This is a genomic window from Micromonospora sp. NPDC048894 (assembly GCF_040649765.1).
GTDB lineage: Bacteria > Actinomycetota > Actinomycetes > Mycobacteriales > Micromonosporaceae > Micromonospora > Micromonospora antibiotica.
Window position 1 is genome coordinate 191,589 of the sequence record NZ_JBEZFY010000004.1, and the last position, 23,911, is coordinate 215,499.

General features: G+C 72.5%; 28 protein-coding genes. 12 read left to right on the forward strand and 16 right to left on the reverse strand.

Features of this window, described 5'->3' with window-relative positions:
- Positions 1 to 261: 261 nt before the first annotated feature.
- Complete coding sequence (locus AB0C22_RS10490) at positions 262 to 888, reverse strand: TetR/AcrR family transcriptional regulator (protein ID WP_357534604.1); 627 nt, start codon at positions 886 to 888, stop codon at positions 262 to 264.
- A 106-nt stretch (positions 889 to 994) separates the two neighbouring features.
- Between AB0C22_RS10490 and AB0C22_RS10495 the strand changes: the two genes are divergently transcribed.
- A complete protein-coding gene (locus AB0C22_RS10495; RefSeq protein ID WP_357534606.1) occupies positions 995 to 2,071 on the forward strand; it encodes a hypothetical protein in 1,077 nt (358 codons plus the stop codon).
- A 38-nt stretch (positions 2,072 to 2,109) separates the two neighbouring features.
- On the opposite strand, the gene AB0C22_RS10500 is transcribed toward AB0C22_RS10495, so the two are convergent.
- The gene (locus tag AB0C22_RS10500; protein ID WP_219468208.1) at positions 2,110 to 2,706 is read right to left on the reverse strand and encodes a TetR/AcrR family transcriptional regulator; all 597 of its coding nucleotides are present in this window, start codon (positions 2,704 to 2,706) and stop codon (positions 2,110 to 2,112) included.
- Between the two features lie 220 nt (positions 2,707 to 2,926).
- On the opposite strand from AB0C22_RS10500, the gene AB0C22_RS10505 reads away from it, so the two are divergent.
- A complete protein-coding gene (locus AB0C22_RS10505) occupies positions 2,927 to 3,946 on the forward strand; it encodes an aldo/keto reductase (RefSeq protein ID WP_219468204.1) in 1,020 nt (339 codons plus the stop codon).
- 34 nt (positions 3,947 to 3,980) lie between these two features.
- Here AB0C22_RS10505 and AB0C22_RS10510 read toward each other — a convergent pair whose 3' ends face one another.
- Entirely contained in the window at positions 3,981 to 4,421 is a 441-nt protein-coding gene (locus AB0C22_RS10510) for a VOC family protein (RefSeq protein ID WP_219468202.1), read from the reverse strand.
- Positions 4,422 to 4,449: 28 nt separating this feature from the next.
- On the reverse strand, positions 4,450 to 4,662 hold the full coding sequence (locus AB0C22_RS10515; RefSeq protein ID WP_357534609.1) for a hypothetical protein: 213 nt from the start codon (positions 4,660 to 4,662) through the stop codon (positions 4,450 to 4,452).
- Positions 4,663 to 4,830: 168 nt separating this feature from the next.
- Here AB0C22_RS10515 and AB0C22_RS10520 point away from each other — a divergent pair, with 168 nt between their 5' ends.
- Positions 4,831 to 6,240: an alpha/beta fold hydrolase gene (locus tag AB0C22_RS10520; RefSeq protein ID WP_219468196.1), complete on the forward strand. Its 1,410-nt coding sequence runs from the start codon at positions 4,831 to 4,833 to the stop codon at positions 6,238 to 6,240.
- Positions 6,241 to 6,289: 49 nt separating this feature from the next.
- Here AB0C22_RS10520 and AB0C22_RS10525 read toward each other — a convergent pair whose 3' ends face one another.
- Complete coding sequence (locus AB0C22_RS10525) at positions 6,290 to 7,192, reverse strand: oxidoreductase (protein WP_357534611.1); 903 nt, start codon at positions 7,190 to 7,192, stop codon at positions 6,290 to 6,292.
- A gap of 67 nt (positions 7,193 to 7,259) precedes the next feature.
- On the opposite strand from AB0C22_RS10525, the gene AB0C22_RS10530 reads away from it, so the two are divergent.
- Positions 7,260 to 7,841 (forward strand): TetR/AcrR family transcriptional regulator, encoded by a 582-nt coding sequence (locus AB0C22_RS10530; protein ID WP_357534613.1) that lies wholly within the window; start codon positions 7,260 to 7,262, stop codon positions 7,839 to 7,841.
- A gap of 115 nt (positions 7,842 to 7,956) precedes the next feature.
- Positions 7,957 to 8,430 carry a carboxymuconolactone decarboxylase family protein gene (locus AB0C22_RS10535; RefSeq protein ID WP_219468190.1) on the forward strand — a complete coding sequence of 158 codons (474 nt, stop codon included), beginning with the start codon at positions 7,957 to 7,959 and terminating at the stop codon, positions 8,428 to 8,430.
- Between the two features lie 97 nt (positions 8,431 to 8,527).
- Here AB0C22_RS10535 and AB0C22_RS10540 read toward each other — a convergent pair whose 3' ends face one another.
- From AB0C22_RS10540 to AB0C22_RS10550, 3 genes are read right to left on the reverse strand one after another with little or no spacing between them, the layout of a single operon-like run.
- Entirely contained in the window at positions 8,528 to 8,719 is a 192-nt protein-coding gene (locus AB0C22_RS10540; protein WP_357534616.1) for a DUF397 domain-containing protein, read from the reverse strand.
- Positions 8,712 to 8,906, reverse strand: a complete 195-nt coding sequence (locus tag AB0C22_RS10545; RefSeq protein WP_357534618.1) for a DUF397 domain-containing protein — start codon at positions 8,904 to 8,906, stop codon at positions 8,712 to 8,714. Before AB0C22_RS10545 ends, AB0C22_RS10540 begins: the two co-directional genes overlap by 8 nt.
- Complete coding sequence (locus AB0C22_RS10550) at positions 8,899 to 9,774, reverse strand: helix-turn-helix transcriptional regulator (RefSeq protein WP_357534620.1); 876 nt, start codon at positions 9,772 to 9,774, stop codon at positions 8,899 to 8,901. The genes AB0C22_RS10545 and AB0C22_RS10550 overlap by 8 nt, the downstream gene beginning before the upstream one ends.
- 612 nt (positions 9,775 to 10,386) lie before the next feature.
- Here AB0C22_RS10550 and AB0C22_RS10555 point away from each other — a divergent pair.
- Positions 10,387 to 10,623 carry a hypothetical protein gene (locus AB0C22_RS10555; protein WP_219468182.1) on the forward strand — a complete coding sequence of 79 codons (237 nt, stop codon included), beginning with the start codon at positions 10,387 to 10,389 and terminating at the stop codon, positions 10,621 to 10,623.
- Positions 10,620 to 10,907, forward strand: a complete 288-nt coding sequence (locus AB0C22_RS10560; RefSeq protein ID WP_219468177.1) for a hypothetical protein — start codon at positions 10,620 to 10,622, stop codon at positions 10,905 to 10,907. Before AB0C22_RS10555 ends, AB0C22_RS10560 begins: the two co-directional genes overlap by 4 nt.
- A 73-nt stretch (positions 10,908 to 10,980) precedes the next feature.
- On the opposite strand, the gene AB0C22_RS10565 is transcribed toward AB0C22_RS10560, so the two are convergent.
- The 3 genes from AB0C22_RS10565 to AB0C22_RS10575 all read right to left on the reverse strand — a co-directional run bounded on the left by AB0C22_RS10565 (position 10,981) and on the right by AB0C22_RS10575 (position 13,787).
- On the reverse strand, positions 10,981 to 11,958 hold the full coding sequence (locus AB0C22_RS10565) for a hypothetical protein (RefSeq protein WP_308291045.1): 978 nt from the start codon (positions 11,956 to 11,958) through the stop codon (positions 10,981 to 10,983).
- A 350-nt stretch (positions 11,959 to 12,308) separates the two neighbouring features.
- Positions 12,309 to 13,403, reverse strand: a complete 1,095-nt coding sequence (locus tag AB0C22_RS10570) for a D-alanine--D-alanine ligase family protein (RefSeq protein ID WP_357534623.1) — start codon at positions 13,401 to 13,403, stop codon at positions 12,309 to 12,311.
- Positions 13,404 to 13,553: 150 nt separating this feature from the next.
- The gene (locus AB0C22_RS10575) at positions 13,554 to 13,787 is read right to left on the reverse strand and encodes a hypothetical protein (RefSeq protein ID WP_208567451.1); all 234 of its coding nucleotides are present in this window, start codon (positions 13,785 to 13,787) and stop codon (positions 13,554 to 13,556) included.
- Positions 13,788 to 14,043: 256 nt separating this feature from the next.
- Here AB0C22_RS10575 and AB0C22_RS10580 point away from each other — a divergent pair, with 256 nt between their 5' ends.
- Together AB0C22_RS10580 and AB0C22_RS10585 are read left to right on the forward strand one after the other, a co-directional pair.
- Complete coding sequence (locus AB0C22_RS10580) at positions 14,044 to 14,889, forward strand: helix-turn-helix transcriptional regulator (protein ID WP_208567244.1); 846 nt, start codon at positions 14,044 to 14,046, stop codon at positions 14,887 to 14,889.
- Positions 14,890 to 14,896: 7 nt separating this feature from the next.
- Positions 14,897 to 15,109: a DUF397 domain-containing protein gene (locus AB0C22_RS10585; protein WP_219468173.1), complete on the forward strand. Its 213-nt coding sequence runs from the start codon at positions 14,897 to 14,899 to the stop codon at positions 15,107 to 15,109.
- A gap of 43 nt (positions 15,110 to 15,152) precedes the next feature.
- Here the strand turns inward: AB0C22_RS10585 and AB0C22_RS10590 are convergent, their stop codons facing one another.
- The 5 genes from AB0C22_RS10590 to AB0C22_RS10610 form a co-directional block, all read right to left on the reverse strand.
- A complete protein-coding gene (locus tag AB0C22_RS10590) occupies positions 15,153 to 16,205 on the reverse strand; it encodes an ROK family protein (RefSeq protein ID WP_208567246.1) in 1,053 nt (350 codons plus the stop codon).
- Positions 16,206 to 16,374: 169 nt separating this feature from the next.
- Positions 16,375 to 17,166: a putative protein N(5)-glutamine methyltransferase gene (locus tag AB0C22_RS10595; protein ID WP_208567247.1), complete on the reverse strand. Its 792-nt coding sequence runs from the start codon at positions 17,164 to 17,166 to the stop codon at positions 16,375 to 16,377.
- A 136-nt stretch (positions 17,167 to 17,302) separates the two neighbouring features.
- A complete protein-coding gene (locus AB0C22_RS10600; RefSeq protein ID WP_219468171.1) occupies positions 17,303 to 18,463 on the reverse strand; it encodes a cystathionine gamma-lyase in 1,161 nt (386 codons plus the stop codon).
- Positions 18,460 to 19,467: an NAD(P)H-dependent glycerol-3-phosphate dehydrogenase gene (locus AB0C22_RS10605; RefSeq protein WP_208567249.1), complete on the reverse strand. Its 1,008-nt coding sequence runs from the start codon at positions 19,465 to 19,467 to the stop codon at positions 18,460 to 18,462. The genes AB0C22_RS10600 and AB0C22_RS10605 overlap by 4 nt, the downstream gene beginning before the upstream one ends.
- A 108-nt stretch (positions 19,468 to 19,575) precedes the next feature.
- Positions 19,576 to 20,301, reverse strand: coding sequence for a lysophospholipid acyltransferase family protein (locus AB0C22_RS10610; protein WP_208567250.1), 726 nt, complete (start codon positions 20,299 to 20,301; stop codon positions 19,576 to 19,578).
- A 129-nt stretch (positions 20,302 to 20,430) separates the two neighbouring features.
- Between AB0C22_RS10610 and cofC the strand changes: the two genes are divergently transcribed.
- The 3 genes from cofC to AB0C22_RS10625 are packed head-to-tail and all read left to right on the forward strand — an operon-like array spanning position 20,431 to position 23,743.
- A complete protein-coding gene (gene cofC, locus AB0C22_RS10615) occupies positions 20,431 to 21,165 on the forward strand; it encodes a 2-phospho-L-lactate guanylyltransferase (RefSeq protein ID WP_357534626.1) in 735 nt (244 codons plus the stop codon).
- A 1-nt stretch (position 21,166) separates the two neighbouring features.
- Positions 21,167 to 21,364 (forward strand): cold-shock protein, encoded by a 198-nt coding sequence (locus AB0C22_RS10620; protein WP_357534628.1) that lies wholly within the window; start codon positions 21,167 to 21,169, stop codon positions 21,362 to 21,364.
- A gap of 54 nt (positions 21,365 to 21,418) precedes the next feature.
- Positions 21,419 to 23,743 carry an RNA degradosome polyphosphate kinase gene (locus tag AB0C22_RS10625; protein WP_357534630.1) on the forward strand — a complete coding sequence of 775 codons (2,325 nt, stop codon included), beginning with the start codon at positions 21,419 to 21,421 and terminating at the stop codon, positions 23,741 to 23,743.
- Positions 23,744 to 23,911: the final 168 nt, after the last annotated feature.

Genomic DNA, 23,911 nt, shown 5'->3' on the forward strand with positions numbered 1-23,911 from the left:
GTCCGGGGCCGGTCCGGTCCCACCTCGAACACCCGCCCCCGTCGGGCCGGGACCGGGTCGCGCGTCGGCACCACGCGCGACCGGCTCCGCCCGGTGGGGGCGGGCTCGCGTGACGGCAGCCCGCCCACCGCCACGGCACAGCGGATGTGGCGGTCCGCCCCCGGCGACGGCACGGCGGGTGGCTGCCAGCCACCGCCGAGGGCACAGCGGCGGCGGCCCGGCGGGGCGCGACGTCGCGGCAGGTCAGGGCGTCGCGGCAGGTCAGGGTGTCGCGGCGGCGAGGGCTGGGGTGAGCGGTGCCAGGGCGGCCCGGACGAGGTCCGGCAGCGGCCGGGACGGGACCACGAAACCGACCATCGCCGGCACCTCGTTCGTGCCGTGCAGCCACTGCCGGAGCGCCACTCTGACCGCCGCGCCGACGGCGGCGGCGAGCACCTGGGCGGTCAGCCGGTCGAGGCCAGGGCAGCGGGCGGTCAGCGCCTCGGCGAGCGGCTCCTCGATCGTGGTGACGGCGTCGACGTAGCAGGCTCGCAGCGCGGGACTGGCGGCGATCATCAGCAGCGCGGCTGGCGGGTGGTCGCCGGGGTCGGTGTAGAGACCCACGACGGCGTCGACGACCGTGTCGCCGAGGCTGACCCCGGCGGGCCGGGCGAGCACGGCGGCCGTGACCGCGACCGCGCGGTCCGCGGCGACCCCGGCGACGATCGCCTGCTCCCGGCTGGCGAAGTAGTTGTTGTAGGTCCGGGGCGACACGCCTGCGGCCTGGGCGATCTCCTCGACGCGGACGTTGTCCGGTCCGCGTTCCAGGGCGAGGCGCAGCGCCGCCGACTGGAGCGCCTCTCGGGTGGCCCGTTTCTTCCGTTCCCGCAACGTCGGTGGACCGGTCACGGTGCCACTGTCGCACACACGGTTCGTGCACGCAAAATTGCGCGCACGCAAAATTATGCTACGGTCCCCCCGAACCTCCGCAGCACCACGACGGAAAGGGACCGACATGCGTGCCAGAGGCATGGCCTACGACACCGGCTTCGTCACCGACGGCGTCAGCTCGGTGCCACACTGGGACCCCGAGGTGGTCCGGCGGGAGCTGACGATCATCCGGGACGACCTGCACTGCACCGCCGTCCACCTGGTCGGCGGGGATCCCGGGCGGCTGGAGTCCGCCGCCCGTACCGCCGCCGCGCTCGGCCTGGAGGTCTGGTTCTCGCCGTACCCGCTGGAGCTGGAGCCCGACCTGATCCGCGCCCTGTTCCTCGACTGTGCCGAGCGGGCCGAACGGCTCCGCGCGGCCGGGGCGGAGGTCGTCTTCGTCACCGGTGCCGAGCTGAGCCTCATGAACCGTGGATTCGTCGACGGGGACCGCCTCGCCGACCGCCTCGACCACCTGTTCGCCGACCCGGACGGCCGGGCCGAGCGCATCGCCGAGGCAGGCGTCCGCCTCGACCGGTTCCTACGCGCCACCGTGGCGGCGGTCCGCGAACGCTTCCACGGGCGGGTCACCTACGCCGCGATCCCGTTCGAGGGCGTCGACTGGGACCTGTTCGACGTGGTGACCCTCGAACTCATCCGCTCCGCCGAGGTCGCCGACCAGTTCCGCGCCGGCGTACGCCGGCTGGTCGACCAGGAAAAGCCGGTCGCCGTCACCGGCTTCGGCACCGCGACCTGGCGCGGCGCGGGTGACGTCGCGCCACGCAGCATGGAGATCATCGAGTACGACGCCAGCGGCGCCCCCCACCGGCTGAACGGCAGGTACGAGCGCGACGAGGAGGGGCAGGCCGCCTACCTGCGCGAACTGCTCGACATCTTTGACAGCGAGGGGGTCGACAGCGCTTTCGTCCACCTCTTCGCGCTGCCCAGCCTGCCGCACCGGCCCGACGGCGATCCCCGGTACGACCTCGACCTCGCCAGCCCCGGGATCGTCAAGGTGCTCGACGGCCGCACCGGCGAGACCTACCCCGGGCTGCCCTGGGAGCCGAAGGCCGCGTTCGCCGCCGTCGCCGAGCACTACGCGCGCCGGCCCACCGCCGCCGAGCACCATGCGCGCCGGCCCACCGCCGAGCGGCACGGCTGAGCGGACGCGGTCGCCCGAGGGGTGGCGCGTGCCACCCCTCACCGCAGGCGCAGCCCCGCGACGAGGAGCCCGACCATGCGGCGGGCGTCGTAGTAGGGGGCACGGCCGGCGCAGAGGTTGCCGACGGCGAACAACAACTCCCGGGCGTCGACGCCGGGACGGATCTCGTCGGCCGCGACGGCGGCGTCGAGCAGGCGGGTGCACGCGGGCACCAGGTGGTCGAGGAAGTAGCCGTGCAGCGTGTCGAAGGCGGCGGTGTCGGAGTTCAACGCTCCGGCCAGGCCGTGCTTGGTGACCAGGAAGTCGACGAAGAGGTCGATCCAGGCGGTCAGGGCGGCGTGCGGGGTGCCGCTGGTGGCGAGCAGGGCCGGCGCGGCCGCGGCGCACGCCTGCACCTGGTGCCGGTAGACGGCGACGATCAGGTCCGCCCGGGTCGGGAAGTGGCGGTAGATGGTGCCGACGCCGACGCCGGCCCGGGCGGCGATGTCGCGTACCGGCACGTCGACACCGGCGGCGAGGAAGGCCGCGGCGGCGGCCTCCAGCAGGGTCGCCTCGTTGCGCCGGGCGTCGGCCCGTTTCCGGGGTGCGCCGGTGCGCCCGGGTGGGGTGGGCGGCCCCGGTTCACCGTCGACCATCGCGCCATCACCTCCGGGCACCCTTGGCAAACGGAACAGCGTTCCGTATAGTTCAGAGCGGAACACCGTTCCGCTTGCCCCATGATGCCAGAGCCGGACGGCCGGCCACCAGCCCCGTCCCTCGCCACCAGCCCACGGCGCGTCCGCACGCGCCGTGGTTCCCGGCGGCACCGGCCCACCCGACCGGCCGCCACCCCGTCACCCCGTGGAGGAAACCGTCATGCAGTACCGCACCCTCGGCCGCACCGGCGTCCAGGTCAGCACCCTCGCGCTCGGCGCGATGAACTTCGGCGCCATCGGCCGCACCGGCCAGGCCGAGGCCACCGCGATCATCGACGCCGCCCTGGAGGGCGGGATCAACCTGATCGACACCGCCGACCGGTACAGCCAGGGCGAGTCGGAGGAAATGGTCGGCCTGGCCATCGCCGGCCGCCGCGACGACATCGTGCTGGCCACCAAGGCGACCATGCCGATGGGCGACGAGCGCAACCACCAGGGCAGCTCCCGACGCTGGCTGGTCACCGCGCTCGACGACAGCCTGCGTCGGCTCGGCGTCGACCACATCGACCTCTACCAGATCCACAGGTGGGACCCGACGACCAGCGACGAGGAGACGCTGTCCGCGCTCACCGACCTCCAGCGGGCCGGCAAGATCCGCTACTTCGGCTGCTCGACGTTCCCCGCGTACCGGCTCGTGCAGGCCGAGTGGGCCGCCCGGGAACACCACCTGGGTCGGTACGTCACCGAACAGCCCAGCTATTCGATCCTGCAACGCGGCATCGAGGCCCACGTCCTGCCCGTCACCGCGCAGTACGGCATGGGCGTGCTCGCCTGGAGCCCACTGGCCTCCGGGTGGCTGTCGGGCGCGGTCCGGGCGGGTCGGGAGATCACCACCCACCGCGCCGACGTCCTGCCCGAGCGCTTCGATCTCACCATCGCCGGCAACCGGGCCCGGCTCGACGCCGTCGAGCAGCTGACCAAGGTCGCCGAGGAGGCCGGGCTCACCCTGATCCAGCTCGCGCTCGGCTTCGTCACCGCACACCCCGCCGTGACCAGCGCGATCATCGGCCCCCGTACGCCGGAGCACCTGCACAGCCAACTCGCCGCCGCCGACACCGTGCTCACCGCCGACGTGCTCGACGCCATCGACGCGATCGTCGCCCCCGGCGTCGACCTCGCCCCCGGCGAGAAGCACGACACCCCGCCGGCCCTGCTCGACCCGGCGCTACGCCGCCGCTGAGCGTCGGCGCGCGCACCGGTCGACCGGCCCGGGGTCAGCTCACGCAGAACACGTTGCCCTCCGGGTCGTGCATAGTGACGTAGTAGTAGAGGTCCGCCGGGTCGTCGCCCCGGGTCCGGCGCTGCACGGTCGCGCCCAGGGCGACCAGTTCGGCCACCTTCGCCTCGACGATCTCGATCCGCCGCGCCTGGGGCAGGGCATCGTCCCGACCGGTGGGGTAGAGGTCCAGGTGGAGCCGGTTCTTCCCGGCATGCTCCTGCGGCACCCGCTGGAACCACAGCGGCGGACGCAGCCCGGCCGGGTCGAACAGCCGGTCCTCGAACGCCGCCGCCCCACCCAACCGGCCACGGAAGTGCGCGTTCCAGGTGGTCGACGGCTCGGCCGGCGGCGTCGGCTGGTAACCCAACGCCCGGGCCCAGAACCGGGCCAGCCGGGCCGGGTCGTTCGCGTCGACAGTCAGTTGCCAGAACACCATGGCCCCACCCTAACCACGCGCCGCGCGGTCACCGGGTCGACGCCACCGCTCCCGACCGGCCGGCCCGACCGGAACGCTTGAGCAGCACCGCACCCCCGACGACGAGGACGACACCGAGGACGATCCCGACGACGTTGCCCTGGGTCAGCGAGGCAAGCACCCCCAGCACACCCACCACGACCAGCAGCACACCGAGAACCCGCAGCAGACCACCGACGTTCTTCACCTGTCCGTTCGCCATACCGGCCCTGTTCCCCGGTCGGATCGTCCACAAACGACGAGAGGACTCATCCCCCCGTCGAGGTGGTCGGAGCGCAACCTCAGGGACGAGATCCGGGTTCCTCCGCATATGACTCGGGTCGGCCGGGGGGCCAGGGTGGACGGATAGCCACAGCCCGGGAGGTCCGCCGTGTTCCGTCGTACCGTGACCGTCGTCGTCGCCGTGCTCACCGTCCTCGCCGCTCTCCCGGCGGTGGCTCAGGCGCGTCCCGGGCCACCGCCGGGCCTCACCTGGGGTGAGTGTCCCGACGATCTGCCCGACGTCCCACCCGACCCGCGCGTGCGGTGCGCCCCGCTGCGCCTGCCGGTGGACTGGGCCAGGCCGGACGGGCGCACGTTCACGCTCGTCGTGGCCCGCCGGGCCGCCCGGGTGGCGCAGCAGCGGGTGGGCACGCTGGTGTTCGGACCGGGCGGCCCCGGGGACTCGGGGGTGGAACGCATCCGCCGGGGGGACCGGTTCAGCGACGAACTGCTGGACCGGTTCGACCTGGTCAGCTTCGATCCACGTACGGTGGCCCGCAGCGCCGCCCCGGTCTGCACCCCCGACCCGGAGCTGCGCAGGCCGCCCGTCGTGCTGACCGGCCAGGCCGATTTCGACGCAGCGGTGGCCTACAACCGGGCGCTGTGGAACCGGTGTCGCCCGACCAGCCCGGTGTTCGCGTACGCCGACACGCTCAGCACCGTGCACGACCTGGAGGCGCTGCGGCGTGCGCTGGGTGAGCGGCGGCTGACCTTCCACGGCAGCTCGTACGGCACGCTGCTGGGTCAGCAGTACGCCGAGCGGTATCCCGACCGGGTACGGGCCGTGGTGCTGGAGGGCGTGTTCGACCACAGCCTGGACGTGCGGTCCTTCGTCCGTACCCAGGCGGCGGCGCTCCAGGACGCCTTCGACGAATTCGTGGCCTGGTGCGACAGTTCGCCCGGGTGCGTGCTGCACGGCCGGGACGTCCGGGCGGTGTGGGCTGCGGTGCTGGCCCGCGCCGACAACGACGGGTACGCCCCGCGCACCGCCTTCGACGTCACCGCCGTGGCCCTCGGGATGCTCGCCGGCCCCCGCTTCCCGCAGCTGGCCGAGGCCGTCCGGGACATGGCCGCCGGCATGCCGCCGCCCGAGGTGAAGCTCCCGGTGGCCGTGGCGGTCTTCTGCGCGGACTGGCCGGCCACCGTCCGCGACCACCGCGAGTACGCGGCCCTGGTCAGGGCTGCCGGGGCCGTCGCGCCGGACGTCCGTTACGGTGCCGGCCTGCTGGCCGTGCACACCTGTCTGGGCTGGCAGTCCCCGGTCCGGAATCCACCGCACGAGCCACGGGTGCAGACCCGCACGCCGTTGCTGCTGCTCAATGCCCGGCACGATCCCCGCACCGGCTACGCCTGGGCCACCCACGTCGCGCGGCAACTGGGCCGGCACGGACGCCTGGTCACCTACGAGGGCTCGGGCCACGGGACCTACCTGCGCAACGCGTGCACCGTCGCCGTGGTCGACAGGTACCTCGTCGACCTGACCCTGCCCGGTGTCGACGCCCGCTGCCCCGCAGGGTGAACCGCCCCGTCGGCGACCAGCGGGTCCGGCCCGTGCCGCCGACGGTCACCTACCGGGTGGGCTGGGCGGCGAGCGGGAAGCTGACGCCGGTCAGTTCCTCGGAGACCGTCCACAGCCGACGGGCGACGGCCCCGTCCCGGGCGGCCTTCGACCGGCCGACGAGCTTGGGCGCACCACGCCCCTCGAAGAGGCCGTCCGGCCCGGCGTAGCTGCCGCCCGGCACGTCGGCCACCGCCGCGTAGAGGGTGGGCAGCGCGCCGTCGTCGCCGCTCTGCGCGAAGCGGTGGACCAGGGTCGTCTGGAGCCGGTTCCACAGGGAGCGATCCTCGTCGAGGTGCCCGAGCAGGTTGGTGGCGGCCAGACCGGGGTGGGCGGCGGTCGCCAGCACCGGCGAGCCGACCTCGGTGAGGCGGCGGTGCAGTTCGGCGGTGAACAGCAGGTTCGCCAGCTTCGACTGGGCGTACGCGGGGAACGCCCGGTAGGGCCGGCGCTCCCAGTTCAGGTCGGCGAAGTCGATCTTTCCGCCCCGGTGCGCGGAGGAGGCGACGGTGACCACCCGGCCCCGGATCTGCGGCAGCAGCAGGTTGGTGAGCGCGAAGTGCCCGAGGTGGTTGGTGCCGAACTGGAGCTCGAACCCGTCGGCGGTACGGCCGAGCGGCGGGATCATCAGCCCGGCATTGTTGATCAGCAGGTCGATCGGCCCGGTGTGACCCTCGGCGAACTCCCGCACCGAGGCTAGGTCGGCCAGGTCGAGCCGCCGCACCTCGACGTCGCCGGTCATGCCGGCGGCGGCGGACTGCCCCTTGGCCAGGTCGCGGACGGCGAGGACGACGCGGGCACCCCGGGCGGCGAGCACCCCGGCGGCGACCCGGCCGATGCCGCTGTTCGCGCCGGTGACGATGACGGTACGGCCGGTCATGGTGGGAACCTGGGCACTCCTGAATGTTGTCATGGCCAACAATGTATACGGCGACAACAATGTCGGCAACGACGACATTTTTTCGACTACCATGACCGTCGTGCCCGCGTACCACCATGGAAACCTGCGCTCGACGCTGCTCGCCGCAGCCGAGCGCAGCCTGCGCCAGCACGGCGCCGGCCAGCTCTCGCTGCGCGAACTGGCCCGGGAGGTCGGCGTCAGTCATGCCGCGCCGCGCCGGCACTTCGCCGACCGGCAGGCGCTGCTGGACGCCCTCGCCGAGGCCGGATTCGCCCGGCTGCACGCCGAACTGCACGCGGCGCTCGTCGCCGCCGGGGACGACTTCGCGCCGCGCCTGCACGCCATGGCCGCCGCCTACCTGCGGTTCGCCACCGAGGACGCCGCCCTGCTGGAGCTGATGTTCGCCGCCAAGCACCGCGAGGGGGCCGGCCATCTCGTCGCCGCCGCCGGCCCGTTCGGTCTGATGCACGATCTGATCAGCCAGGGGCAGGCCCAGGGCGTGTTGGCGCCCGGCCCGCCGGAACTCGCCGGCATCGTGCTGTTCGCCACGTTGCAGGGCATCGCCACGCTGGTCAACGGCAACATGGTCGCACCGCAACTGCTCGACGGGATCACCCGGACCGCCGTCGACCAGTTCCTCCGGGGTTCCCGCCCCCGTTAGCGGGCAACGTCAGCCGCCGAGCGGCGAGACGCGGGTCACGTTCAGCTGTGTCACGGGGAGGCGGGCCACCCCGTCCGAGGAGGTGCAGCCACGAACGACCGCAGAGGAGCACACCATGGACGCCCGACTGAACTTCCTCGCCGACCCGACCGCCGGCAAGGCCTTCAAGCACCTGATGTCGGCAGGCAGGGCGCTGAAGGAGTCAGCGCTGCCGGCCCCCACCCAGGAACTGGTGGCGCTGCGCGTGAGCCAGATCAACGGCTGTGCCTTCTGCGTCGACATGCACACCAAGGACGCCGCTGCGGCGGGTGAGACGTCGGTGCGGCTGAACCTGGTCGCGGCATGGCGGGAGGCCACGGTGTTCACCGAGGCCGAACGGGCCGCGTTGGCACTGGCCGAGGAGGGGACCCGGGTGGCGGACGCGGCCGGCGGGGTCAGCGACGAGGTGTGGGCGCACGCCGCGAAGCACTACGACGACGAGCAACTGGTCGCGCTGGTGCTCCTGGTCTCGTTCATGAACCTGGCGAACCGGATGAACATCATCACCCGGCAGCCGGCCGGCACCTACCAGCCCGGACAGTTCCACTGAACGCACCACGCCCACCGGCCCGGGGACCCTCTGGCGGGCCCCGGGCCACCGGGCCGGAGGCCCGGTCCGGCGCGGACGGGTGAGCCGGGTGGGTCGGTCAGTGGTGGCGGTCGATGGTGGCGAGGAAGCTCCGCCACGCCTGAGGGGAGAATGCCAGCACCGGGCCGGCGGCGTCCTTGCTGTCCCGGACTCCCACACCGCCACGCAGACCGTCGGCAACCTCCACGCAGTTACCCTGAGGGCTGCTGCGCCTACTCTTTCGCCAGATCAGTCCATCACACTCAGCCACGGTGATTCTCCTTTATCTCCCGCAGGAAGTTCCGCCAGGACTGGGCGGAGAACACCAGTACCGGCCCGGCCACATCCTTACTGTCCCGCACTCCCACCCCAACAGCCAGACTATCGGCAACCTCCACACACGCGCCCTCGGCACTGCGTGTGCTCTTGCGCCAGCGAGAACTTGCCAGATCATTCATCGTAGGTCTCCTTGATCACACGTCCGATGAGATCCTCGGACTCACGCTCGTCGAGGGCAAGCGCCGAGAGCGCCTGCCAGGCTTCGGAGTAGGTTTCCAACTCGTTCGGGCGGTCCAGGTAGAGACTGCCGGTGAGCGACTCACTGTAGAGAGTGGAGGGTTCGGCAGGGCGGGTGCCGAGGGCCGGAAAATCCAGAATAATGAAGGCGCTCGCGACAAAGACCATGTGCGGACCAGCCGACTGCGGAACGATGCGGACCGACACGTTGGGCGCTTGAGCGGCGTTCACGATATGCGCAAGTTGCCTGCGCCACGCCTCCACGTCGGCGATGGGTCGGCGGATGACCGCCTCGTCGATGATGGCCTCGAAGGTCGGAGCGACCGAGCGGCGTCGAGACAGCAGACGCTGCCGTTCCAGCCGAAGGGACACCTTCCTTGCCACTTCCTGGGGAGCGCGCCCCGGCCTGCTCTCGAACAACGCCGCCATGTACTCCGGAGATTGCAGCAGGCCCGGGATCAGCATCGTCTCGTAGTGACGGATCTGGCGTGCTGCCGCCTCCAACCCCACGTACAGCTCGAACCAGGCAGGGATGACCTCCCCGTAGGCGTGCCACCATCCCTTGCTCTTACTCTCCCGCGCGAGACTGACCAGCACCTCGGTCAGCTCGGCCGACATGCCGTAGTGCTGGCACATGAGAGTCACGTCGTGGGTACGCAGCGAGGTCTGGCCGCCCTCAAGCCGGTACATCTTGGCACGCGACCATTCGAGCGCTTCGGCTGCGGCTTCCAGGTTGATGCCGGCCTCCTCCCGTGCCTGCCGCAGCAACCGCCCGAGCTGCCGGCGGGGAACCGAAGATCCGTCACTCACGTTCCGCTCCCCGTCTCAACACCGTGCGTCACCTGTCTCATCTGGAACAGATTGACGGTCCAGATGAGGCATCGTCAATATCTTTTGCCAAATTTCTCGATGAGACGTTGCATTTCGATCCGTATTGAATCCATCGTGGCTGGCAGAGCGCCTGTCGACGAGCAGTGGAGGTGGCGCGTGGCCCGATGGAAGTGGTTTCAGCGAAAAGATCATCCGATTGATGGCGTGGGCCGTCCGCCCCTTGCCCGACGAACAGACCCGCCTGATCCACCGACCGGAGTGGACGCCTCGGCCGGAGCCGGCCGACCGCGATCTGCGCTGCTGCGAAACAGCGGTATCGCCGCGCCAGGAAACCGCAATATCGCCTCACGTGAGTCGATCACGCCGGACGGCCTGCCCGGCACACGGTGCGGGGAGCCCAGGAAAGGCGGGACGGGACGGCCGGCGCGGAACAGCCCGACGGTGATCTTCGCGCGGGACCGACCACTGATGACCCTGGCCGCGCGGTGGCGGGCCCGGCACGCGGTCGAGGAGCACCGCCGATGAGGCCGTCGCCCCGGCGCACATGGTCGAGCGGGGACGAGGGACGACACGTCCAGCGGGGCACCCGCCATGCTTGAGGGGCGACCCGAACCACCGTTCCGCGTCCTGATGGCCGGCTACGTGGTCGACTTCCACCACCGCAACGCCTGCCCCCGCTGCCAGCCCGACGGCTCCTGCCGCCGCCTCACCGCAGCCGCCGAGACCCTCCGCGCCTGGCGCGACCGGCCCGACCACCCACCTCGCCACCACACCGCCCCCGATGCCGGCCCCGATGCCGGTGAGCAGCAGCGGCCGGCCGCGCCGTGAAGCCCGGTGACCTGCTGCTGATCACCCGGGCGGCCAGCGTGCAGTTCATCCGCCCGATCAGGTGCCGGCTGATCCGTATCGACGACCGGCCGACGTACGACGGGTGGGTCTGGCTGGACGTCTACCAGCTCGACGCCCGGGACCGGGCGGTGGCCCGGCGGAGCATCTTCGTGCAGCGCGCCGGGGTGCGGCCGGCGGACCAGGGGCGGCAACCGCCGCAGCGCGCCACCCCGCGTCAGCCCACCCGCACGACGGCCCGCACCCGGATTACGCCGAGGCCCTGACAATTCGTATTCCGGGGGCCGCACGGCACGACAGCGCCCCGGCCGGTGGCCGGGGCGCTGTCCGGGGAGGGAATTACGCGGGAGAGCCGGCTTCTGCGTAGTCGTAGAGGCTCTTGATGTCGTCGTCGTAGTACGGGCCGTCGAATTGCCCGTTGCCGGGATTGTCGCCGTGGCTGACGGTGCTGTTGATGTAGCCGGCACCGATCGAGTCGTTGTATTCCTGCAACCACGGCCCGCCACTGGAACCGTAGGTCATGTTGCAGTACATCCGGATCTGCTGGCCGCCCGCGTCCCAGGTGGTGCTCTGGCAGTATTGCTGGCTCTCACCGCCGCCGAGGTTGGACGGATAGCCGAGGGCGGTGACCGAGACGCTGTAGCCCCAGTTCCACCGGAGCCCGTTGCCGCCGACGGTGTCGACGACCTTCGCGTTGTAGATGCCGCCGTTGGACATCACCGCGATGCCCATGTCCTCGGCATAGCTCGACGAGCTGGCCCAGGCGCCACGGGTGGAGAGGCTGTAGGCCACGAAGGTGCCGAACGGCCGCACCCCGTTGCGGTACCGGGGGACGAACTGCCAGTTGGTGTACCACTGACCACCGCCGCCCTGGTGCACGCAGTGGCCGGCGGTCACCACGAGCCGCCGCTTGGCGCTGGCGACGGTGCTGGCCGAGCAGGAGGCGGTGCCGCCGCCGGGGACCGTGAAGTAGACCTTGCCGACGGTCACCGCCTCGTTCAGCATCGTCCTGGGGCCACTGGCGACGCTCGGTGCCACCGGCGCGACCGTACCGGCCGGTCCGGTGGGCTTCGGCGCGTGGCTCGACGACGCGGCGGCCCTGCCCGACTTCGGGAAGTCCAGGTCGACGGCGGACGCCATGCGCTGCGGGGTCCAGAAGTCGGCGACCTCCTGCGCGATCTTCTCATTGGTGATCGCCCGGCCGTCCAGGGTACGGGCAATTGCCGTGATGTTTCCCTTCTGGTCGACCGTGGTCGAATTCGCCTCGGCTGCCGGCGCACCGGTCAGGATCAGGGTGAATGCCGCACCGGCACTCACGGACCAACGCAGAGCGGATTTCAAGAGGACCTCCAATTTGCCCCTTGCAGGTATCCGAACTCCGGCAGCATATTGAGTTTTCACTATTGATCACAACGCCGAACAATGGTTGTCAGGAATCCGTGCCACCCCACCAAAATTGCCATAACCACCATCGGATTTATTGCCCGTGGGATATGCCGGTGGATTACTCTCACCCATTGACAGAATGGCCCCGGCCAGGACCGCCCGAATCAGGGACCGACAACATGGTCGACCGGCGTCGGGAGGATGCCCGAACGCCGGTCTGCGGGAGGGCCGGCCGCCGCCGGTACGGAGGGCCGGCACGGAGGTCAGTGCCGGTGCAGGGGTCAGTGCCGGTGCAGGGCGGTCCGGATCAGCCGGTTGACCAGCTTGGGGTACTCCAGGCCGCTGGCCGCCCACATCCGGGGGAACATCGACGTCGGGGTGAACCCGGGCATCGTGTTGATCTCGTTGAGGTAGACGTCCAGGTCGGGGGTGACGAAGAAGTCGACCCGGGCCAGGCCGGCGCAGTCCAGCGCGGTGAAGGCGCGGGTGGCGTACTCCTGGACCTGACGGGTGACCCGGTCGGGCAGCCCGGCGGGGACGTCGTACTCGCAGACCTCGTCGGCGAAGAGGTACTTGGCCTCGAAGTCGTACCACTCGCGGTCGCCGACCATCCGCACCTCGGCCAGCACGGACGCCTCGGGCGCCCCGCCGGCCTCGCCCTCCAGCACGCCGCACTCGATTTCCCGGCCGACGATCGCGGCCTCGACCAGCACCTTGGTGTCGATCTCCCGGGCGGTGGCCACGGCGGCGTCGAGCTGCGCCCAGTCGTCGACCTTGGTGATGCCGAACGACGAGCCGGCACGGGACGGCTTGACGAAGACCGGCAGCCCCAGCCGCTGCTTGTCGGTCTCGCTCAGGGTCATCCCGTTGCGCAGCACCGCGTACGGGCCGACCGGGATGCCCTCGGCGACGCAGAGCTTCTTGGTGAATTCCTTGTCCATCGCCGCGGCGGAGGCGAAGACGTTCGCGCCGACGTACGGGATGTCGGCCATCTCCAGCATGCCCTGGATGGTGCCGTCCTCGCCGTATGCGCCGTGCAGCACCGGGAAGACGACGTCGACGTCGGCGAGTGCCCGGGGGCCCTCGGTGGGGTCGAGCACCAGCAGGCCCCCTGCGGTCGGGTCGGCCCGCAGCACGACCTCGGCCCCGGCCCCGGCGGTGATCTCCGGGAGCTTGCGGGCCCGGATCGCCAACTCGCCCGGGTCCCCGCTGGTCAGCACCCACTGGCCCTGCCGGGTGATGCCGACCGGCACCACGTCGTACTCGTCGGGGTCGAGCGCGCCGAGCACACTGCCGGCGCTGACGCAGGAGATGCCGTGTTCGGGGCTGCGGCCGCCGAAGACGATCGCCACGCGGGTCTTGCCTGGGGTGGTCACTCGGGTCACCTCTCGGTACGCGCCTGCGGAGCCGTCAGTTGCGCTCACCCGACTGACCTTACTGTGGGTGGCGACACCCCGATGGTGATACCCGGCAGGACGCGAACCGCCCTCGCAAACGGTCATCCACCCCGATACGGTACGTGACGCTCAGCCCGGGTCGGCGGGCAGGACGCGACGGCGACGCCCGACGGCGATCACCTTCACCCGCTGCCGCCCGGCCCGGACCATGCCCAGGGCCATGAACGCCCCGGCGATCCGGTCTGCCGCCTCCCGACTGTTCGCGCCGACGACCTGGCGACGGCGCTCGGGGCAGGCCCGTTCGTCGCGCACCTGCGCCTCCACCGGCCGGACGTCACTGAGCACCACCAGGAACCGCGTCATCGCCGTCATCAGGCCCCTCACAGTCCGAAGTCCTTTCCAGACGATGGATGGCGGCGGCGGCACGTGGCGATCGGGAACGGGGGAGTAAACCCGATCGCCACGCGCCTCATCCCCTCCGGTCACTCACCACCGCCGTCGCCACGACAACCGTTGGTGAGGACTCCGTTACAGATTGACAGGTGGACAGGCGTGAATGCAACTCTCATCGACGTTCTCTCATGCACAAGTTCCCAAAGACATATGCCACCATCGACGTATGGCTCCCAAGACCGCTCGGGCTCGCCGCCTGGGCATCGCCCTACGCGCCCACCGGGAAGCGGCCGGCCTCACCCTGGAGGCCGCCGCCGACGAGATCAACAGCACCCGCAGCACCCTCAGCCGCTACGAGAACGCACAGACCCTGGTCAACCCGGCCACCGTCCGCGCGCTGCTCAGCCTCTACGGGGTACGGCCCGAGGAGATCGCCGCAGCGGTCCAGCTCGCCAAGGACACCCGTAAACCCGGCTGGTGGGTGCCCTACTCACACCTGCTGGACAAACGCACGATCGACTTCATCGCGCTGGAGGCCGAAGCCACCGCGATCGCCAACTTCGAACCCTCGATCGTGCCCGGCCTGCTCCAGACCGCCGACTACATCCGGGGCGTGATGCGGGGCGGGCCGCACACCCTCACCGACGACCAGGTCGAGCAGCGGGTCAAGCTCCGGCTGGACCGGCAGCAACGGATCACCGCCGCCGAACCCCCGATCTTCGACGCGATCATCGACGAGGGCGCGCTGCTGCGTCCCGTCGGCGACCGCACGGTGATGGAGGCGCAGCTGAGCCACCTGCTCAAGACGGCGGAGCTGCCGAACGTCACCGTCCAGGTGATCCCGCTCTCCGCCGGCTACCACCGGGGCACCCGGGGCTCGCTGCACATCCTGGAGTTCGCCGACCCCGAGGACCCGCTGATCGCCTCGGTGGAGACCGTGGCCGGTCAGATGGTCCTGGACCGGCCGGGTGACCTGCGGACCTGCACCAAGATCATGGAACATCTGCGGACCGTCGCGCTCAGCCCGGCGGACAGCCGCGACCGACTGCTGCAACTGATGAAGGGACGGTAGGAGACCGATGACACCGACGATCGGCGTGGCCCTGTCCGGGGCCGCCTGGCGCAAGAGCAGCCACAGCGGGGACGAGGGGGCCTGCGTCGAGCTGGCGTCACTGCCGGGCCGGGTCGCGATCCGCGACTCCAAGGACCCGGGCGGCCCGGTGCTGCTCTTCCCACCCACGGCCTGGGCCGCCTTCGCCACCGCCCCGCCGCCGGCCCCACAGCGCCACTGACCCGGCACCGCCCCCGCACCGAAGCGGTGCGGGGGCGGACGGGTCAGTCGATCAGGGCAGCAGGCGGGGCGGCGGCAGGGCGGACCGCCTCGGCCGCGGCGATGGCCACCCCACGCGCCCCGGCCATGTCCCGATCCGGGACCAGGGCGAAGGTGACCAGCGCGGCCTGCTCCGCCCGGAGCACCGTGTGCGCCCGGACGGTGTCGAGGAACCAGTCGCGGAACTCCGGCGTCGCCTCCACCACCCCACCACCGACGAAGTACGCATGCGGGTCGGCGAAGTTCGCGGCGATGGTGAACAACCGGCCGAGTGCCGCCGCCTGCTGGGCGAAGACCTCCCGGGCCAGCGGATCACCGCGCTCGGCGTACCCCCGCAGCAGCCTGGCGGCACGCTCGGGCGGCTCCTGCGCCAACGGATGCTCCGGCTGCCGGGACAGCCGGTACGGCAGCAGGTTGCGGCCGATCGCGGTCAGCGAGGCGACGCTCTCCGCGTCCCCGACGAAGCCGCAGGCGCACCGCGGTTCGGGTTGACCGGGGGCGAGCAGCCCGGCCAGCGGGATGTGCACGTGGCCGAACTCCCCGGCCATCCCGGCCGCGCCGGTGACCACCCGGCCGTCGATCACCAGCCCGCCGCCGAGACCGGTGCCGACGATCGCCGCGACCGACGACCGGGTCGCCGCCTCGGCTCCGAAGTGGACGTGGTGGGCGTAGAGCGCGGCGGCGTTGCCGTCGTTGTGATAGATCACCGGCAGGCCGAGACGTCGCTCCAGCGCGCCCCGCACGTCGAACCCGTGCCAGGCGGGCTGGGCGAAGTTCGTCGACCCCCGGGACGAGATGACGCCGGTGGCGCTGGCCGGCCCTGGGGTGTCCAACCCCACCGCCCGGACCTGCTCGCGGGGCACACCGGTGTGGGCCAGCACCCCGTCGAACGCGTGGGCCAGCGCCTCGATCGCCACCTGCGGCCCGGCGGTCACCTCGCTGGGGGTCTCCACCAGCCCGTCGACCAGGAACCGGCCGTCCAGGCGGAGCACGGTGGCGTTGTTGCTGGTGCCACCGTTGTCGAGGCCGACCACCACCGGCACGTCCACGCCGACCATCCGCCACCTCCACCTGGGTCTGCTGCGAGGTTAGTTCCCGTTCCCGCCGCCCGTCACGCCCCCGACCGGGGCGAACCCGCCGTCGGGTCGCCCCGGTCGGACCCGACCGGCCGTTCGACCTCGGAGCGGTCGTCGGCGTCGAAGAGCACCCGGTCGGCGGCGGGGCCGCTCAGTCCGGGCGGCGGGCGAGGACCCCGGTGGCCTCCCACTCCTCGGCGCGCAGCACCGTCGGCAGCAGACCCAGCCCGGTCATCGCCTCGCACAACGCCCCGGCCTGCCCGGCGCTGACCTCCACCACCAGGTGACCGCCGGGCCGCAGCCAGTCGACCGCACCGGCCGCCACCCGGCGCAACACGGCCAGCCCGTCGCTGCCGCCGTCCAACGCCACCGACGCCTCGTGCAGCCGTGCCTCCGCCGGCATCAGAGCCACCGCCGGGGTGGGCACGTAGGGGGCGTTGGCGACCACCACGTCCAACCGGCCCCGCCACTGAAGCGGCAGCGGGTCGTACAGGTCGCCCTGCACGACGGTGACGTCCCGGCCGGCCAGGTTACGGCGGGCGCAGGCCACGGCGGCCGGGTCCACGTCGACGGCGGCGAGCCAGCGGGGGGCGAGCCGGTCGACCAGCGCGACGCTGATCGCGCCCGAGCCGCAACAGAGGTCGACCAGCGCCGGGGCCGGCCCGGCGACCGACACGGCGGCTTCCACCAGCAGCGCGGTCCGGGCCCGGGGTACGAACACCCCCGGGTCGACGGCGACCCGACGGCCACAGAACTCGGCCCAGCCGAGCAGGTGTTCCAACGGTTCACCGGCGACCCGCCGGTCGGTCAGGGCGGTCAACACCTGCGGCGAGTCGGCGGCGGAGACGAGCAGCGTCGCCTCGTCCTCGGCATAGACGCAGCCGGCGGCGCGCAGCCGGGCGACGAGGGCGGCGTGATCGTGGGGAAACAGGTCGGATGCCATGGTGATGCCTTTCGGGAGCGCACGTCGGCGCTCCCACCGTCGCTACCGCAGCGACGGGGACTCGACGGGGAGCGCCGGTCCTGATGTCTGGTGGATCGGACTCACCTCCTCCGGTCGGGGCCCGTACGGGCCGGCATCACGATAGCGGACCGGCCGCCCCCGCGCTGTCCAGTGCGGCGGCCACGTCGGCGACCAGATCGGCGGTGTCCTCCACCCCGCAGGAGAGCCGGACGAAGCCGGGGGCCGTGTCGTCGCCCCACTGCGCCCGCCGGTCGGCGCTGGTGTGCAGGCCACCGAACGAGGTCGCGGCGGTGACCAGCCGGGACGCGACGATGAACCGGGCCACCCGGTCGGCGTCCCCGAGGTCGAACGAGAGCACCCCGGGCATCCGTCGCAGCTGCCGCGACGCCACCGGGTACGCCGGGTCCTCCGGGCGGCCCGGCCAGCGCAGCCCGGTCACGTCGGCCCGGCCGGCGAGCAGCTCGACCAGTGCCGCCGCGTTGGCGGACTGCCGGGCCAACCGCAGGTCGAGGGTGGCCAGCGACCGGTGGGCCAGCCAGGCGTCGAACGCCCCGGGCACCGCACCGGTGGTGGTCCGCCACCCGGTCACCGTCTCCAGCAGTTGCGCCGACCGGGAGGCCACGTAGCCCAGCAGCAGGTCCGAGTGGCCGGTCAGCGCCTTGGTGCCGGAGGCGACCACCAGGTCGGCTCCCAGGTCCAGCGGGCGCTGCCCGAGCGGGGTGGCGGTGGTGTTGTCCACCGCGACCAGCGCGCCGGCCGCGTGCGCCGCGTCGGCCACGGCGGCGATGTCGGCCACGTCCAGGCCCGGGTTCGCCGGGGTCTCCAGCAGCACCAGCCGTACCCCGTCGAACGACGGGTACGGCCCGGCGGTGGGCACGAAGCTGACCCGTACCCCCATCCCGGCGAGGGTGTCGGTGGCGAACGCCCGGACGGGGAAGTAGCCGTCGGCGGGCAGCAGCACGGTGTCGCCGGGGCGCAGCACCGCCAGCAGCATTCCGGTGATGGCGGCCTGCCCGGAGGCGAAGACCCGGCAGTCGCCCCCTTCCAGTTCCCCGATGGCCGTCTCCAGCAGCCGGCGGGTCGGGTTGTCCGGGCGGCCGTAGCCGTTCGGCGCCCCGGCCGGCCCCTGCCACGGGTCGAGGTGATAGGGCGCGGCGAACACCGGGCCGGGCAGGAACGGCTGCCCCGGCGCCGGCTCCGGCAGCCCGGCGTGCACGCACCGGGTCCCGTCGTGCCAGTGCCCGTGCTCCCCCGGTGGGACCGGCTGGCCGCTCACTCGTACGACTCCGGCTTGGCGGTACGGCTCATCAGGGTGTCCACTGCCAGCCTCGGGTCCATCCCCTCGTGGCAGATCCGTTCGATCTGCTCGGTGATCGGCATCTCCACCCCGTGCGCGCGGGCCAGGTCCCGGATGGCCAGGCAGCTCTTCACGCCCTCGGCGGTCTGTCGGGTGGCCGCCTGCGCCTGCTCCAGGGTCTCCCCCCGGCCCAGGTGCTCGCCGAAGGTGCGGTTGCGGGCCAACGGCGACGAGCAGGACGCTACCAGGTCACCCATGCCGGCCAGGCCGGCGAAGGTGATCGGGTCGGCGCCGAGCGCCACGCCCAGGCGGGCGGTCTCGGCCAGCCCCCGGGTCATCAGCATCGCCCGGGTGTTGTCGCCGAAGCCCATCGCGGTGGCGATCCCGTAGGACAGGGCGATCACGTTCTTGACCGCCCCGCCCAGCTCGCAGCCGATCACGTCGTCGTTGGTGTAGGGCCGGAAGTACGGGGTGCGGATCGACTGCTGCACCAGTTCGGTGCGGCGGGCGTCGGTGCCGGCGACCACCGTCGCGGCCGGCTGCTCGACGGCGATCTCGGGGGCCAGGTTGGGGCCGGAGACGACCACCACCCGGTCGGCGGTGACCCGGGCGGTCTCCACGATCACCTCGCTCATCCGCCGGGTGGTGCCCAGCTCGATCCCCTTCATCAGGGAGACGAGGGTGGCGTCCGGGGCGAGGTGACCGGCCCACTCGGCGAGGTTGCCGCGCAGCGTCTGCGACGGCACCGACAGCACCACCAGCTCCGCGCCGGAGATCGCCTTGGCCGCGTCGCCGGTCGCGGTGACCCGGTCGGGCAGCCGCAGCTCCGGCAGGTAGTCGGGGTTGCGCCGGTGGGTGCGGATCGCCTCGACGACCTGTTCCCGCCGGGCCAGGATGGTCACCTCCCGGCCGGCGTCGGCGAGGATCTTGGCGAACGCCGTCCCCCAGGAACCGGCCCCCAGCACCGCCACGTGGCCACTCACGCCGTCGCCTCCCCACCGTCGGTGACGCCGTACGCCCACGCGCCGGTCCGCCCGGTCCGTCCGCTCATGCCCCTGCCGTCCGTGCGTCGTGCCGGTCGATCCACTCGCTCATTCGGTCACCTCGGGAGTACGCGGACTGACGGGACGTTCCCACAGCGGCGGCGGTGTCCCGCCCCGGATGCCGGCGAGCAGGTCACGCAGGGTCAACATGATCTGGTCGGTCATCTCCTCCAGCACCACCCGGCCGGGGGTGGCCCCCGCCCACCGGCTCAGGTCGACCGGCGGACCGGCCACCACCGTCACCGGGGTCCGGGGCCGCAACCCCACCCGGCGGGTACGCGGGTCGAAGAGCCGTTCCGGGCCCCACAGCGCGACCGGGATGACCGGTGCGCCGGTGGCCAGGGCCAGCCGGGCCGCGCCGGTCTTGCCTCGCATCGGCCACAGCTGCGGCTCCCGGGTGATGGTGCCCTCCGGGTAGATGACCACCGCGCCGCCCGCGTCCAGCGCGGCGACCAGCCGGTCCAACGACTTGACCGCGACGGACGTCTCCCGTTCCACCGGGATCTGCCGGCAGCGGTGCAGGATCCAGCCGACCACCGGGACCCGGAACACGCTGGCCTTGCCGAGGAACTGCGGCCACCGGCCGGCGTCGTAGATGAAGTGCGCGCAGACCAGCGGATCGGTGTGCGAGAGGTGGTTGGGGACGATGATGACGCCCCCCGGACGGCGCAGCTCCTCGGCCCCGTGCCAGGTGCGCCGGGTCCAGGCCAGCATCACGGGCTTGACCAGCGCCACGGCGAACCGTCGCCAGAAACCCAGCCTGCGCCGTGTCACCCCTGCCTCCTCGTCACCCCGCCCGCGCGCCGCACCCCCACCGTTGCGGCCCGCAGCGGAAATCATGCCTGCTCGTCCCCGGTACGGCCAGTGAGGGGTACCGCCGTCGGCGCTGGCAGGATTGTCGACGTGGGCCAGGCGAGGTGGGTGGTGGTGGTACCGGTGAAGCGGCTCCGTGCGGCCAAGAGCCGACTGCGGGGGGCGCTGCCGGTCGTACCCCACGAGGAGCTGGCGCTGGCGTTGACGGCCGACACGGTCGGCGCGGCGCTGGCCTGCCCGGCGGTCGCCGAGGTGCTGGTGGTCACCGCCGACCCGCAGGTGGCGGCGGCGGTCGGCGCGGCGGGCGCCCGGGTGGTGCCGGACCGCCCGGATTCCGGGCTGAACGCCGCCCTACGGCACGGCGTCGAAGTGGCGGTCACCGACGGTGACGACCCGGCCGGAGGTGGGTGCGGGACCTGGGTGGCGGCGCTCACTGCGGACCTGCCGGCGTTGCGCCCGGCCGAACTGGCCGCCGCACTGCACGCGGTCGGCACCGGCCCGGCGGGGGTACGCCGGTTCGTCTCAGACGCCCCCGGCACCGGCACCACGCTGCTCGCCGCGCCTCCCGGGGTGCCGCTGGACCCCCGGTTCGGGGTCGACTCGGCCGCCGCCCACCTGGCCTCCGGGGCGGTGCCGCTGCCGGGCGGTTGGCCGAGCCTGCGGCGCGACGTCGACACCGCCGCCGACCTGGCCGACGCGGCCCGGCTCGGCCTCGGCCCGGCCACCGGCGCGCTGACCGGCGTCGTCCCGGCCGGCCCGGCTGAACCGGCCGGCGGCCCCGGACCGACCACCCACCCCGGCGACACCACAGGTGTACGGTGCTGACATGCAGGGCACCGTGGCGACCTTCGACGCGCAGACCCGCACCGGCGTGCTGCTCCTCGACGACGGCACCGAGCTGCCCTTCCCGGCCCGCGCCTTCGACACCTCCGGGCTGCGCCTGCTCCGCCTCGGCCAGCGGCTCCGGGTGGAAACCGATCCGGACGGCGGCGTCGTCCGGGTGACATTGCCGACGATGGCCTGAACAACCCGGCCCAAGTTCATTTTGCGTTAACCGTAATCGGGTGATTATGAGCGGGTGAGCACCCCTCGCGAGCACCCCACCAACCCGTCCGCCGCCACCGACCCGACCCGCAACGGCACCCGCCGCCGGGGCGGTTCCCGCACCCGCCGCGCCCCCTCCGACGTCGCCGCCACGGCACCCGACTCCCCCGCCGCCAGCGCCGCCGGGGCCTCCGCCGGCCTGGACGAGGTGCTCGACACCGGCGACCGGCCCACCGCCGACGGCACGTCCACCGCCACGGGGTCGAGCACCGCCGACGGGGCACCCGCCGTCGAACCGCTGCCGGCGGACCGGTTCCTCAACCGGGAGCTGTCCTGGCTCGACTTCAACGGCCGGGTGCTGGCCCTGGCCGAGGACCCCGGCACGCCGCTGCTGGAACGGGCGAAGTTCCTGGCCATCTTCGCCAGCAACCTCGACGAGTTCTACATGGTGCGGGTGGCCGGGCTCAAGCGCCGCCTCTCCGCCGGTCTGCCGGTACGCGGCGGGGACCGGCTGCCGCTGCGTACCCAGCTGGAACGGATCACCGAGTGCGCCGCCGGGCTGGTCGCCCGGCAGGCCGCCTGCTTCGTCGACGACCTGCTGCCGCAACTGGCCCGGGAGGACATCCGGATCCTGCGCTGGGCGGAGCTGGACGACCCGGAACGGGAACGGCTGCGCACCTACTTCCGGGAACACATCTTCCCGGTGCTCACCCCGCTCGCGGTGGACCCCGCGCACCCGTTCCCGTACATCTCCGGGCGGTCGTTGAACCTGGCCGTGGCGGTTCGGGATCCGGACGGCGGTTCGGAGCTGTTCGCCCGGGTCAAGGTGCCCAACAACGTGCCCCGCTTCGTCCGGGTGGCCCGCGACCAGCCGGGGCTGCGGATGCTGCCCGTCGAGGAACTCATCTCGGTGCACCTTGGGCAGCTCTTCTCCGGCATGCAGGTGGTCGAGTGCCACCTGTTCCGGGTCACCCGCAACGCCGAGGTGGAGGTCGACGAGGACCGCGACGAGGACCTGCTCCAGGCGTTGGAACGGGAACTGGCCCGGCGACGCTTCGGCCCCCCGGTCCGGCTGGAGGTGGCCGCCTCCATCTCCGACCACATGCTGGAGCTGCTCGTCCGCGAGCTGGACATGGACGGGCACGACGTGCTGCGGGTGCCCGGCCTGCTGGACCTGTCGGCGCTGTGGCAGCTCTACGGCGAGGCGGACCGCCCCGACCTGAAGGACAAGCCGTTCGTGCCGGCCACCCACCCCCGGCTGGCCGAGGGCGAGGTGCCGCGCAGCGTCTTCGCCACCCTGCGCGACGGCGACGTGCTGGTGCACCACCCGTACCACTCGTTCGCCACCAGCGTGCAACGCTTCGTCGAGCAGGCCGCCGCCGACCCGAACGTGCTGGCCATCAAGCAGACCCTCTACCGCACCAGCGGCGACTCCCCGATCGTCGACGCGCTGGTCGACGCCGCCGCCGCCGGCAAGCAGGTGGTGGTGCTGGTGGAGCTGAAGGCCCGCTTCGACGAGGTGGCCAACATCGGCTGGGCGCGCACCCTGGAACGGGCCGGCTGCCACGTCGTCTACGGACTGGTCGGGCTCAAGACGCACTGCAAGACCGCCCTGGTGGTACGCCAGGAGGGCAACCAGATCCGCCGGTACTGCCACATCGGCACCGGCAACTACCACCCCAAGACCGCCCGACTGTACGAGGACTTCGGCGTGCTCACCGCCGACCCGGAGATCGGCGCCGACCTGACCGACCTGTTCAACGTGCTCACCGGCTACAGCCGGCAGACCGCGTACCGGCGGTTGCTGGTCGCCCCGCAGGGCATCCGCAGCGGCCTGATCGAGCGGATCGAACGGGAGATCGCGCACGTCCGGCTGGGCATGCCGGGGCTGGTGCAGTTCAAGGTGAACTCGCTGGTCGACGAGGAGATCACCGACGCGCTCTACCGGGCGTCGCGGGCCGGCGTGCACGTGGACCTGCTGATCCGGGGCATGTGCACGCTGCGGCCCGGGGTGCCGGGGCTGTCGGAGAACATCCGGGTCCGCTCGATCCTCGGCCGGTTCCTGGAACACTCGCGGATCTTCCGGTTCGGCAACAACGGCGACGCCGAGTTCTGGATGGGCTCCGCCGACCTGATGCACCGCAACCTCGACCGCCGGGTCGAGGCGCTGGTGCAGGTCAGTGACCCGGTCGCCCGAGCCGAACTGGACCAGGTGATGACCACCGCGATGAGCCCGGACGTGGACGCGTTCGAGCTGGCCGCCGACGGCAACTGGACCCGGCGTACCGGCAGCGCCGAGCAGCCCCTGCACGACCTGCAGGAGCTGCTGCTGCGCCGGGTGGGCAGCTCCGCCGGCTGACCGTCAGATCGCCCGTCCGGCGGGCCGGGCGGGCGGCGGGCCAGACGGGCGGCGGGCCAGACGGGCGGGCGGCGGGCCAGGCGGGCGGGCGGCGGGCCAGGCGGGCGGGCGGCGGGCCAGGCGGGCGGGCGGCGGGCCAGGCGGGCGGGCGGCGGGCCAGGCGGGCGA

What these genes read in the sequence shown, in the direction of transcription:
- AB0C22_RS10495 (WP_357534606.1), top strand. Translation starts at nt 995, where the DNA reads ATGCGTGCCAGAGGCATGGCCTACGACACCGGCTTCGTCACCGACGGC.
- AB0C22_RS10500 (WP_219468208.1), bottom strand. Translation starts at nt 2,706, where the DNA reads ATGGTCGACGGTGAACCGGGGCCGCCCACCCCACCCGGGCGCACCGGC.
- AB0C22_RS10505 (WP_219468204.1), top strand. Translation starts at nt 2,927, where the DNA reads ATGCAGTACCGCACCCTCGGCCGCACCGGCGTCCAGGTCAGCACCCTC.
- AB0C22_RS10510 (WP_219468202.1), bottom strand. Translation starts at nt 4,421, where the DNA reads ATGGTGTTCTGGCAACTGACTGTCGACGCGAACGACCCGGCCCGGCTG.
- AB0C22_RS10515 (WP_357534609.1), bottom strand. Translation starts at nt 4,662, where the DNA reads ATGGCGAACGGACAGGTGAAGAACGTCGGTGGTCTGCTGCGGGTTCTC.
- AB0C22_RS10525 (WP_357534611.1), bottom strand. Translation starts at nt 7,192, where the DNA reads ATGACAACATTCAGGAGTGCCCAGGTTCCCACCATGACCGGCCGTACC.
- AB0C22_RS10535 (WP_219468190.1), top strand. Translation starts at nt 7,957, where the DNA reads ATGGACGCCCGACTGAACTTCCTCGCCGACCCGACCGCCGGCAAGGCC.
- AB0C22_RS10545 (WP_357534618.1), bottom strand. Translation starts at nt 8,906, where the DNA reads ATGAATGATCTGGCAAGTTCTCGCTGGCGCAAGAGCACACGCAGTGCC.
- AB0C22_RS10555 (WP_219468182.1), top strand. Translation starts at nt 10,387, where the DNA reads ATGCTTGAGGGGCGACCCGAACCACCGTTCCGCGTCCTGATGGCCGGC.
- AB0C22_RS10575 (WP_208567451.1), bottom strand. Translation starts at nt 13,787, where the DNA reads ATGACGCGGTTCCTGGTGGTGCTCAGTGACGTCCGGCCGGTGGAGGCG.
- AB0C22_RS10580 (WP_208567244.1), top strand. Translation starts at nt 14,044, where the DNA reads ATGGCTCCCAAGACCGCTCGGGCTCGCCGCCTGGGCATCGCCCTACGC.
- AB0C22_RS10585 (WP_219468173.1), top strand. Translation starts at nt 14,897, where the DNA reads ATGACACCGACGATCGGCGTGGCCCTGTCCGGGGCCGCCTGGCGCAAG.
- AB0C22_RS10590 (WP_208567246.1), bottom strand. Translation starts at nt 16,205, where the DNA reads ATGGTCGGCGTGGACGTGCCGGTGGTGGTCGGCCTCGACAACGGTGGC.
- AB0C22_RS10595 (WP_208567247.1), bottom strand. Translation starts at nt 17,166, where the DNA reads ATGGCATCCGACCTGTTTCCCCACGATCACGCCGCCCTCGTCGCCCGG.
- AB0C22_RS10620 (WP_357534628.1), top strand. Translation starts at nt 21,167, where the DNA reads ATGCAGGGCACCGTGGCGACCTTCGACGCGCAGACCCGCACCGGCGTG.